The sequence below is a fragment of the Caldivirga sp. UBA161 genome (assembly GCF_002506515.1).
Classification (GTDB): Archaea; Thermoproteota; Thermoprotei; order Thermoproteales; family Thermocladiaceae; genus Caldivirga.
Genome location: NZ_DAXS01000069.1, coordinates 21,136 through 31,984 on the forward strand (window position 1 = coordinate 21,136; position 10,849 = coordinate 31,984).

The following is a 10,849-nucleotide window of genomic DNA, read 5'->3' on the forward strand; positions in this document are numbered from 1 at the left end:
AGGAGTAGGGGTATTCTTCTGGCTGGTACCCCATTAAGTGACATTATTGATTTCTATAGGTCGGTGGTTAAGATGCCTAAGGATAAGGCGCTCTTCCTATCCATGAGCAATGATGGTAAGGCTATTGTAAGTAGATTAATGGATCCATCAGCAGCAGCTTCAGGGGTAATGAATAATGCCCACAGCTTCATAGTAATGAGTGGTACAATGCCGCCTACAAGGCTCTTTATAAGCCTACTTGGGGTTAAGGTTAAGGTCAATGAATTGAGGGTTGGGTTAACCGAGTACGTTAAGTCCTCTAATGTTAAGGCTGTGGTTTACGGTGAAGTAACAACGAAGTATACTGAGAGGAGTGAGGAGCAGTATAGTAGGATTGCTCAAACATTAATAAGCGTATACGATACTGTAAAGCATGGTGTATTAGCCGTCTTCCCATCATACGATACCCTTAAGGCCACTAGGAAGTATATTAGGCATGGAGTTGACTTAGTGGTTGAGATAGGTACAACAACCATAGAGGATGTCCTAGAATCAATTAAGGTTAATCCACATAAGTTAATACTAGCCGTGGCTGGGGGTAAGTTGGTTGAGGGTATTGAATTCAGGTTCAATGACGTTAACTACATAGATGCTGTGGCAATAGTTGGTGTACCTTACCCTGAGCCAAATGACTTCATGAATGGGTTAGTTGACGTGGTTAAGTCTAGGGCTAATTACGATGATGCGTGGCATGCGGTCTACACTTGGAATGCCTTAGTTAAGGTTAAGCAGGCCATAGGTAGGGGGCTTAGGTCAGATAAAGATAGGGTCTTCATAATACTAATGGATTATAGGTTTAGGGATAATCCAATCATTTGGAGGGAAATGGCAAACTACCTACCTAATATTGAGGTTGCCTCAAGTGAGGCAGAGTTAATAAGCATGCTTAAGGAATTTACATCAGTTAATACTAACCAGTAGCCGGCATAATTCAATCACTAATCCTACTTAGGCAAGCTGAGGGTCTTAGCCTAACGCCAAGGCATTCATCCTTAACCTCAACAAGTAGAATATCCCTCTTATTCTCAATCAGGAACCTAACCATGGCGCTGGCAAGCTTAAACCTAGAATTAAGCTTCATAACCCTCCTCAGTAGCCTAATGCTTGATAAAAGGATGGGTGTACTTAAACCCCTACCACCCCTAGATAACACCACTATAGGCCTATTAAAGGAGTTTAAGGCCCATAGGGCTTCAGTGTAGGCCTCTGGACTTAAGTAAGGTTGACTACCCCTAATTAGCGCCACGGGTGGTTGCACATTAGCTTCAATACATGAGTTCAGTAATCCCCTGGATGACGCGTACGCGTAGTCAATGTAGGTTGTTAAGGCTGCTGATCCAGGGATTTCAACGCTCTTCAATGGGCCGCAGAACACTATGTTACTAAACCCAGCCTCACTGAGGCTTCGTTCCATGTATCTAATTACCCTACTTAATAACTCATCATCCTTAAGGGGTGGTATAGCCACTATTGCAGTAGCCATATTAATGCCCACTCAGCCTCTCAAGTACCGCTATTATGCTTGAGTAAAGAACCTCCCACTGGGTAATGGGTGTTACGTTAACGCTACTTAGGTCTGAGCCAGGTTCAGTAATGTAAATCTTCACGTCGTGTTGCCTCAATATGCGGTAGGATGGGTAACACACTGAGCCATGGGCTGCAATAACTACGTCGGCTCCAAGCTCCACGCACCTCTTAGCAACCGTGGGTCTTTTATTTGGGCTAAGTAATGCTGGGTTATCCTCAACGTGAATCACCCCTCTATTAGTATCCATTAGTATGAGTTTAGTAGCCTTCGAGAATACCTCAACCCTATAGTCATTATTAACTGTTGTGCACACTATCATTAGGGAGGAATTGGGCTTGGATTTATAAACACTGCATTAGTTTATTTAAAATTAAGAGAATTAATGAGCAGTAGGACTGTTAGGTTTAGGGGTGTTGACATTAGGATTGAGGTCATTGAATTACTTAAATTAGTAAAAAAGTATGGTTCATTAAACAAGGCAGCTAAACTACTCAACATACCCTACTCCACTGCCTTTAGGCTAATTAGGGAGGCGGAGGTTAAGCTATCGGAAGCATTAATGGAGGGCATTAGGGGTGGTTCATGCGGTGGTTACAGTAGATTAACGAAGCTTGGTGAGGAACTCCTACTAGCATTCAGTGAGGGTGACTTAGGTGGTAAGTTAATAGTCGCCAGCAGTCATGATGAATTACTCTCCTACATCCTAGATGATTACGCCTCAGTTACTTGGGTTGGGTCAATGAATGGTTTATCAATGCTGCTTATAAATAAGGCTCAAGTGGCTGGGGTGCACTTATCTTCAATATATGGTAGTAACCTAAGCATACTTAAGGCACTTGGGGTACTGGATGAATTAACCCTAGTGAGGGGTTATGGTAGGGTTATTGGGATAGGGTATAGGGAGGAGTTGGGTTCAATGAACCTTAAGGACCTCATTAATGAAGTTAAGAGGGGTAGGTTAATTATGGCTAAGAGGAATCCCGGCTCAGGGACAAGACTACTTAGTGAATTATGGTTAAGGAGGATGAATGTAAGTAACCCGAAGGCTCTTAATAGAGTTGCTTGGACTCATGATGATGTAGCCAAGGCTATAATAAGGGGTGAAGCTGATTACGGCTTTATAACTCAATACCATGCTGAGAAGTGGGGTTTAAGGTTCATTAAGGTTACGCAGGAGGACTATGATATAGTGGTGAGGAGGGATTCAATTAATGATGCTCAGAAGCTTCTGGAAGCCTTAAGGGGGTTAAGGGGTGTTAATATTAGGGGTTACTTAATAGGCAATAATATTGGGCAAATTATGGGATAAAACCGTAGGAAACCTAATGTATTAACTTATTGCTAATTATAGGGATTAAGTTTAAAAACAATACTATATAGTAAACGTATGAAGGCTTCAGAATTAATAACTAGGAAGGGTCCAGTAGTAATTAAGGTGGGTTCCCCAGTAATGGAGGCCATTAGGCTCATGGCTGATAATAATGTAGGGTTAGTGGTTATTGTTGATTCCCCTGAGAATAGGAGGGTTTTAGGAGTTATAAGTGAGAGGGATGTGGTTAGGGCATTGGCTAAGGGCATTGATGTTAATAAGGCCACTGTGGAGCAGGTGGGGACAATGGGTAATATAGTCTCGGTTAAGTACTATGACTACATTACCACTGTTGCTAGGTTAATGAATGAGAGGCAGGTTAGGCACGTGGTTATTGTTGATGATGATAATAGGGTTATGGGCGTAATATCCATTAGGGATCTCTTGAAGGAGAAGGAGGTTATTGATGCATTAGCTAGACTTCGTCCTTATCCACCAGTTAGAGAATGAGTGTTAAGTTTATTCACTAAAAGTGGTAACTGCATTAATGCTTAAACTCATACTTGTTGATGCAGCCTTGGAGCCAATACCCCCTGAATTAAGGAATAATAAGGATGTTATTAAGGCGGCTAGGAGGCTTGGTAGGGACCCAAACTACATGCCCCTTGATAAGGCCCTTCACTTTAAGGCTATGGGTAGGCTTAAGGGTAAGGAAAGTAGGGGTAGGCCGGATATTGTTCATAAGTTTCTCCTAGATTCATTAAACAGCCTACTTGCCCGGAGAGGTATGTTAACTGTTTATATTCACACAGTGGTAGGTAAGGTTATTGAGGTTGCCCCAGGTGAGAGGCCGCCTCAGAATTACTTTAATTTCCTTGGGTTGGTGGAGCAGTTATTCAAGTATGGTTCAGTACCCCCCAGCGGTAAGTGGTTGCTTAGGTTCATGGGTGTGTCGATTAATGAATTGATTGAGTCAATGAGTGAATCACTCATTATACTTCTTGAGAGGGATGGTGAACCCATTAAGGTAACTGAATTAGCTAAGTTAATAATTAAGAATGGTGGGGCAGTGGTTATGGTTGGTGGAATGCCTAAGGGTTCAAGTGAAGTTGCTAGGGCCTTGGCCAGGAGGATTTTTAGCCTAGCTAATGGTGAACCCTTAACAACAAGCCATACTGTTAATTCCCTAATAGTCTCCATTGAGTCTGAATTAGGCTTAATTTAACGCCCAGTGTTTAACGCAATTCTCCTAAGCATGTATGGTAATATTCCCCCATGCTTATAGTACTCAACCTCAACCTCATTATCCAACCTAGCAGTAGCTTCAACCTCCTTAACCTCACCATTGGGTTTCGTAATCCTGATCTTAAGCTTCTTCCTCGGTTCAAGGCCCTCCTCAATACCGATTACGTCAACAACCTCATTACCCGTTAACCCAAGGCCCCTCCAATTCACGCCCTCAGGCAATTGTATGGGTAAAACACCCATATCCACTAAATTACTCCTATGTATCCTCTCAAAACTCTCAGCAATAACAGCCTTAACACCAAGGAGTAATGTCGCCTTGGCTGCCCAATCCCTACTACTACCTGAACCATACTGCTTACCAGCGAATATAACTAAGGGCACACCCTCACTCTGGTATTGAACCGCAGCCTCGTAGACGGTCATGACTTTCCCATCGGGCCAGTGTATAGTGTATCCGCCATCCCTATTCACCATGAAGTTCCTAAGCCTAATATTACTGAACCCACCCCTAACCATAACCTCATGATTACCCCTCCTGGCTCCATACGTGTTAAATTCCTCAGGCTTCACGCCACTCTCCATTAGGTACTTGGCCGCTGGGCTGTCTAATGGTATTGAACCAGCTGGTGAAATATGATCTGTAGTTATTTTATCACCAAGCAGTAGCAGTATCCTAGCGCCTTTAATATCCCTAAGTGGTGGTGGTTCAGGGGTGATGTTATCGAAGAACGGCGGCCTCCTTATGTATGTTGATGATGGATCCCATTGGTAAAGTAACCCACTGGGCGCCTTTAATCCCTCCCATAATTCATCACCCTTATACACGTCAGCGTACTTCCTCCTAAATAACTCAGGAACCACAGTACTCTTTATTATTGAATTCACCTCGCTAATGCTTGGCCAAATATCCCTCAGGTAAACGGGTTTACCATTGGGGTCATAGCCCAGTGGCTCATTATCGAAATCCACATCTATCCTACCTGCCAATGCGTAAGCAACCACAAGCATTGGGGAGGCTAGGTAAGCGGCCTTAACTAATGGGTGTATTCTCCCCTCGTAATTCCTATTGCCACTCAACACAGCCACTGTGTATATGTCATTCTCCCTAATCGCCTTAGCCACGGGTTCAGGTAGGGGACCTGTATTACCTATGCATACTGTGCATCCATACCCAGTTACGTGGAAGCCTAAGGCCTCTAGGTAAGGCATTAGCCCAGCTGCAGTTAAGTAATCAGTAACAACCCTTGAACCTGGGGCTAGGCTTGTCTTAACCCATGGCTTAGTCCTCAGCCCCTTCTCCACAGCCTTCTTAGCCATTAAGCCAGCCCCAATTAGTACTGTTGGGTTACTGGTGTTTGTGCAGCTTGTTATTGCGGCAATAACAACAGCCCCATCCCTCAGGTTAGCCTTCAAATCCCCTAAATCCACAATACTACTCCTCTTACCACCCCTACTGTTGGCGTACTCATCAATTAGCTTAGACACCGTTGCCTTAGCCATCTTAAGGGGTATTTTCTCATCGGGATTCCTTGGACCAGCTATCACTGGTTCCACTTCACTTAAATCAAACTGATAGCTTTCACTGAAGGTTGGTTCATAATCCTCAACGTAGAATAAGCCAACGTGCTTAAGGTAATCTTCAACAAGTTTAACGTGCGCCTCATCCCTACCCGTTAACCTTAAGTAACTTAACGTTAATTCATCCACTGGGAATAAGCCTGTTGTTGCACCGTATTCAGGAGCCATATTGGATATAGTAGCCCTATCCCAAGCGGGGAGGGCCTTAATACCTGGGCCGTAGTACTCAACTATCTTACCAACCACATTCCTCTTCCTAAGGAATTCCGTAATATTAAGCACAATATCAGTTGCAGTAACTCCCTCCCTTGGTTCACCCACCAGCTTAACCCCAACAACCTGGGGTATTGTTATGTAGTGTGGTTGGCCAAGCATAACAGCCTCAGCTTCAATACCACCCACACCCCAGCCCAGTACACCAATGCCACTAACCATGGTTGTGTGGCTATCAGTGCCTAATACAGTATCTGGGTAGGCTGAGGCATTATTCTGATTAATGAAAACCACCTTGGCTAGGTACTCTATGTTAACTTGATGTATTATACCCCTACCAGGGGGTACTACCTTGAAGTTGCTGAATGTTGATTGAGCCCACTTAAGGAATATGTACCTCTCCTTATTCCTCTCAAACTCAAGCTCCATGTTTAACCTTAATGCGTCTGATACGCCAAAGTAATCCACCTGAATGGAGTGATCAATAACCAAGTCCACTGGGACAAGGGGATTAATTACCTTAGGATCCTTACCTAACTTAGCCACTGCATCCCTCATGGCTGCTAAGTCGGCTACAAGTGGGACGCCTGTGAAGTCTTGTAGTATTAGCCTGGCTGGTATGAAGGGTATCTCCTTAGGGTACTGGGCCTTAGGATCCCACTTAAGTAGTGATTCAACATCCTCTAATTTAACAGCCTTACCATCATAATTCCTAACCACGCTCTCTAAGAGTATTCTAATGCTTATAGGTAGTTTAGAAACCTTAAATCCTATTTCCTCAAACCTACTTATATTCCATATGCTTAACTTACCGATCCGTGAACTCCACTGCTCCTTAATGAGTTCAAGGTCCTTAACGCTAATACTCATAGGAACCTCAACCTTAGGGTACTTAAAAAATTACCGACTCTAAGATTAATTCAACAGTTAAGCTATTTAAAATTCTTCGGTAATCTAATAGGTAGATTAGTGACCTTACTCATTGCTTTAAAGCCTCCAGTACCTTAAGTAATACTTATTGATTAACACTGGGTAATAGGCATAATGCATGTTCACTCCGCACAAAAGATAAGGCATATGGATAGTGGAGCAGTCTCCGTATTAGCAGCCACGTACCTTCTATCATTAATCTCACTAATCATGCTTAACACCCTATTTAACCCACTTAGGATTGCCTTAGTGCTAATGCTTATGCTGCTTAATGCCTTAAGCCTAACGAGAGTTCACTTAAAGCTAATATCAAGGCCAAGGCCCACTGATTACACCCTACTCATTATTAATGTACTACCCTACTCCTACTTACTTTACAACAGGTATGATTTAACGTGGGTTATACCCTCAGTAATCCTACTCCTCATTTTCATAATCGAAACCATTAGGGGGAAAGGTAGGGGTACAGTAGCTAATGTGTCTGGCACCGTTCTAATGGCTTCAGTTTACTTACCCTGGTACATAATGATGGGTGGTTTAATCCACTCCATGGTTATTTATATTAATGCCGTTTGGCTAGCTTACCACGCCTTCTCATCAACTTACGTTGAGGGTAAGTTACCGTTTAGGCCAATTAAACCCTGGGCTTCCTCAGTGATTTGGGCTGCATCATTAATGTTAGTAACTTACTTGGCTATGGATTACTTTAAATTAAGCGCCTACTACTTAATACCGCTTATTGAACCAACCATAAGGGCTATTCATGCGCTTTGGGAAGGTAAGCTTAAGCCTAGTGAAGTTGGGTTGAGGATTAGGAGGATAGGTTGGGGTAGTTTAGCTGAGTCAATACTTCTAATTCTCCTACTAATACTCCTTCTCATTAAGTAACTCCACTTCTAATTCCCTCCCGTTGGCGCTGAATTATGCTTAATTATTGCTGAGAGTTAGTTAATGTTTAAAATCCAATGCTAATTAAGCTAAGTATGGATATAGGCATAATTAGGCCTTATGAAGTTGAGTTTAATCAACCTGATATTGAGGATCTTGAGCAGGCTGTGAGGGAGCTGGGTTATAGGGTTAAGAGGATTTACGTCAACATGGCCAGTGTTAGGTTAAGTAAAGGTAGTGTAAGCGTTTACCAAGCTATTGGGAGGGGTGCTAGGGAACCTGTTTTAATTGATGGTGGTGTACTTAGGCACCTTGGGTTAATTAGGGACTTCGAGCAATTACTACATAGGGTTTGGGTCGTGAGGGCTATTGAAAGCATGGGCGTTTACGTGGTTAATAGCGTAATGAATTGGCTAGTGGCCAGTGATAAGTTAGCTGCATTAATGATACTGGCTAAGAATGGGCTACCAGTCCCTGAAACTGAGTCCAGTGAAAACATGTTCATGGCTTATGATGCAGTGAAGAGGTTTAATGAGGCTGTGGTTAAGGAGTTAAGGGGCTCAATGGGCTACGGGGTGTTTAAGGTTAATGACCCCGACGTAGCAATGAACATATTCAGTTACTTACTTAACTTCAGTAAACCAATGTACGTTCAAAAATTCCTGGATAAGAAGGGTAATGGAGACTACAGGGTAGTGGTTGTGGGTGGTCAAGTAATTGGCTCAATATTCAGGAGGGGGATCGGCTGGAAGAGTAATGTTGCTCAAGGCGCAAAGCCTGAGGCAGTTAAGCCAAGCAATGAGTTATCTGAATTAGCCGTAAAAACCTGCGAGGTTCTAGGCCTTGGCTACGCTGGGGTTGATGTAGCTGAAACCAATGATGGATACTTCATACTTGAGGTTAACCCATCCATGTCCTGGCAGGGCTTTAAGGAAGCTACAGGCATAAACCCGGCAAAGTACATAATTAAGCATGTTGTTGATAATGTTAAGAAGTGAACCATATTTAAGAGTACTTAACTGCCATACCCCTCAAGGCGGTTAATGTATTTTAGGGAAGGATTAAAAGGAGGATTATATTGAAGGAAAAAATTAAATTTATTATGTTTTAATTAAGGATTGGTGGATTACTTCTTCTGCTGCTGTCCACCCTCCTTCTTCTCCTCTGTAGTCTTCTTCTTCTTAGCCACCTAAACCACCGGCTATGCCTAATCTAGCGCGCTGAGATTTAAAAGTAACCTTTGCTTTTCTTGGTGGAATTAATGTAAGTGAAAACTCTTTTAACCATTAATTCTCTCATTAATTTATTTACTGCGAATGGCTAATTAATGGTGAGTAGTAATGTGGATTCAAGGTGATTTCTCCATAGGGTTATCGGCGGTAATGAAGCAAAAAAGTCTCTAAACCTAAATGCAGCCCCCCTACAATTTTACTAGTGTAAAGTTAACATCAGCATCATGACTCATGAGAATTTAAAAACCTCGCCCTTAATTCAGCATTAATGGGAATAGTAATTAAACTAACGGGTAGGGTATTTAATAGTGATGAATTGATTAATAGGTACGCTGACATAATAGCAGAGGTGGCTAATAGGGGGATTGTAATAGTGACTGGGGGTGGTGATGTTGCTAGGAGGTACATTGAAGTAGCTAGGAAGTTAACTGGACGTGAGGCTGCAGCCGACATGCTTGGTATATGGGCAAGTAGGTTAAACGCAATGCTAATGATGTACACGCTCCTAGCTAAGGGTGTTAACGTATACTTAAGCATACCTGAAACTCTCCAGGAGCTTGGTAAAGCATACTCCTCATCGAAAGTTATTGTAATGGGTGGGCTACAGCCTGGGCAATCAACAACAATGGTATCAGTGCTGGCTGCTGAGTACTTAGGCATAAACACGGTAGTGAACTGCTCCAACATAGATGCGCTTTACACTGATGATCCATCTAAAAACCCCAACGCAGCCAGGATTGAGAGGGCTAGGTTAAGTGAGGTGGAGGGCATATTGAGTAAGGAGGGTGTTAGGTCCTTTGCAGGAACCTATGAGCTCATAGATGAGTGGGCGTTACAGATAATGAGAAGGAGCGGCATATCAATGATTATACTTGATGGTAAAGACCCAGGGAAATTAACCAAGTACCTAAAATACAGTACCATTGATGGGACGTTAATAACACCTTAAAATAAAGCATGCTTAAAAACCACCTGGGAAAGGTATTTTAAGCCTCAGTTACTGAAAAGGTGGAGGTGGTTAAGCCTGTCGTATGAGGAGGACTTAAGCGAATTCGAGATTGAGCAAAAGAAGAAAAACATGGGTAATAACCCTAAACAGAAGTGGATAAATAGGATAGTAGCCTCCATACAGCGTTACTATAAGAAATGCCCACACTATGACTTCAAAACAGGTACCTGCCTAATAATGGATAGTGATAACCCCAAGTGCCCAAGGGACGGTAGATACGAGGGTTGCCCAATACTGGAGGAATTCCTAGGTAAAAAATACGACTACTACAAGGCTAAGGGCATTAATCCGCCATATGACTTCAGGGATTTAGCACTGGCATAGTGCCTACAGCCATAGGAGGCTTATCTATATGTTATTCAATAAAACTAAGGTTCTAAGGTTAATTAATGCGGCTAATTCAAAAATGATTATTTATATAGAAGCTAGGATGCTTAAGCATATTCACTAAATGATTACTATTAATTCATATAAGGTATTTTAAGCTTTCTTAATTTTCCAGGGAAAATTACCTTGATTAGTGCTCTTATTTATACTGTAAACTTAAGTGGAGTCATGGTTGAGGTTAAAATAATCTACTGTAGGCCATGCGGATTTCAAAACAAGGCCATTAAACTGGCTAATGACATATTAAGTGAGTTAGGTTACATCGGTGTTACAGTTAAGATAATACCCGGTAATAACGGTATATTCGATGTATATGTTGATGATGAGTTAGCGTTCTCAAGGTATAAGGAGAAGAGATTTCCTGAGGCAAATGAAATAATAAATGCAATTAAGGCCGCCACCACAGTTAACTCCACTTAACTGTAATTCTGGTCTAAATTAAGATCTATTTAATTACTTATTATATGCTTAATTTTTAAGCGAATGAT

12 protein-coding genes are annotated in these 10,849 nt (G+C 42.2%); 9 read left to right on the forward strand and 3 right to left on the reverse strand.

Features of this window, described 5'->3' with window-relative positions; all coding sequences use genetic code 11:
- The coding region (locus BP896_RS08140; RefSeq protein WP_291767409.1) for a helicase C-terminal domain-containing protein at nucleotides 1–960 on the forward strand (960 nt) is incomplete at its 5' end.
- A gap of 10 nt (nucleotides 961–970) precedes the next feature.
- Here the strand turns inward: BP896_RS08140 and BP896_RS08145 are convergent.
- Nucleotides 971–1,522, reverse strand: coding sequence for a hypothetical protein (locus BP896_RS08145; RefSeq protein WP_291767411.1), 552 nt, complete (start codon nucleotides 1,520–1,522; stop codon nucleotides 971–973).
- Nucleotide 1,523: 1 nt separating this feature from the next.
- On the reverse strand, nucleotides 1,524–1,886 hold the full coding sequence (locus tag BP896_RS08150) for a NifB/NifX family molybdenum-iron cluster-binding protein (protein ID WP_291767413.1): 363 nt from the start codon (nucleotides 1,884–1,886) through the stop codon (nucleotides 1,524–1,526).
- Between the two features lie 63 nt (nucleotides 1,887–1,949).
- On the opposite strand from BP896_RS08150, the gene BP896_RS08155 reads away from it, so the two are divergent.
- The 3 genes from BP896_RS08155 (at nucleotide 1,950) to BP896_RS08165 (ending at nucleotide 4,101) form a co-directional block, all read left to right on the forward strand.
- Nucleotides 1,950–2,876, forward strand: coding sequence for a substrate-binding domain-containing protein (locus BP896_RS08155; protein WP_291767415.1), 927 nt, complete (start codon nucleotides 1,950–1,952; stop codon nucleotides 2,874–2,876).
- Nucleotides 2,877–2,954: 78 nt separating this feature from the next.
- Nucleotides 2,955–3,386 carry a CBS domain-containing protein gene (locus tag BP896_RS08160; RefSeq protein ID WP_291767416.1) on the forward strand — a complete coding sequence of 144 codons (432 nt, stop codon included), beginning with the start codon at nucleotides 2,955–2,957 and terminating at the stop codon, nucleotides 3,384–3,386.
- A gap of 37 nt (nucleotides 3,387–3,423) precedes the next feature.
- Nucleotides 3,424–4,101, forward strand: a complete 678-nt coding sequence (locus BP896_RS08165; protein WP_291767419.1) for a ribosome biogenesis protein — start codon at nucleotides 3,424–3,426, stop codon at nucleotides 4,099–4,101.
- Here BP896_RS08165 and acnA read toward each other — a convergent pair.
- Nucleotides 4,098–6,785: an aconitate hydratase AcnA gene (gene acnA, locus BP896_RS08170; RefSeq protein ID WP_291767420.1), complete on the reverse strand. Its 2,688-nt coding sequence runs from the start codon at nucleotides 6,783–6,785 to the stop codon at nucleotides 4,098–4,100. The genes BP896_RS08165 and acnA overlap by 4 nt on opposite strands.
- Before the next feature lie 174 nt (nucleotides 6,786–6,959).
- Here acnA and BP896_RS08175 point away from each other — a divergent pair, with 174 nt between their 5' ends.
- From BP896_RS08175 to BP896_RS08195, 5 genes are all read left to right on the forward strand, one after another.
- Nucleotides 6,960–7,733, forward strand: coding sequence for a hypothetical protein (locus BP896_RS08175; RefSeq protein ID WP_291767422.1), 774 nt, complete (start codon nucleotides 6,960–6,962; stop codon nucleotides 7,731–7,733).
- 95 nt (nucleotides 7,734–7,828) lie between these two features.
- Complete coding sequence (locus tag BP896_RS08180; protein WP_291767423.1) at nucleotides 7,829–8,731, forward strand: ATP-grasp domain-containing protein; 903 nt, start codon at nucleotides 7,829–7,831, stop codon at nucleotides 8,729–8,731.
- Between the two features lie 502 nt (nucleotides 8,732–9,233).
- Nucleotides 9,234–9,914, forward strand: coding sequence for a UMP kinase (gene pyrH / locus BP896_RS08185; protein WP_291767424.1), 681 nt, complete (start codon nucleotides 9,234–9,236; stop codon nucleotides 9,912–9,914).
- A gap of 129 nt (nucleotides 9,915–10,043) precedes the next feature.
- Nucleotides 10,044–10,298: a hypothetical protein gene (locus tag BP896_RS08190; protein ID WP_291767426.1), complete on the forward strand. Its 255-nt coding sequence runs from the start codon at nucleotides 10,044–10,046 to the stop codon at nucleotides 10,296–10,298.
- A 231-nt stretch (nucleotides 10,299–10,529) separates the two neighbouring features.
- Nucleotides 10,530–10,781, forward strand: a complete 252-nt coding sequence (locus BP896_RS08195) for an Rdx family protein (protein WP_291767427.1) — start codon at nucleotides 10,530–10,532, stop codon at nucleotides 10,779–10,781.
- Nucleotides 10,782–10,849: the final 68 nt, after the last annotated feature.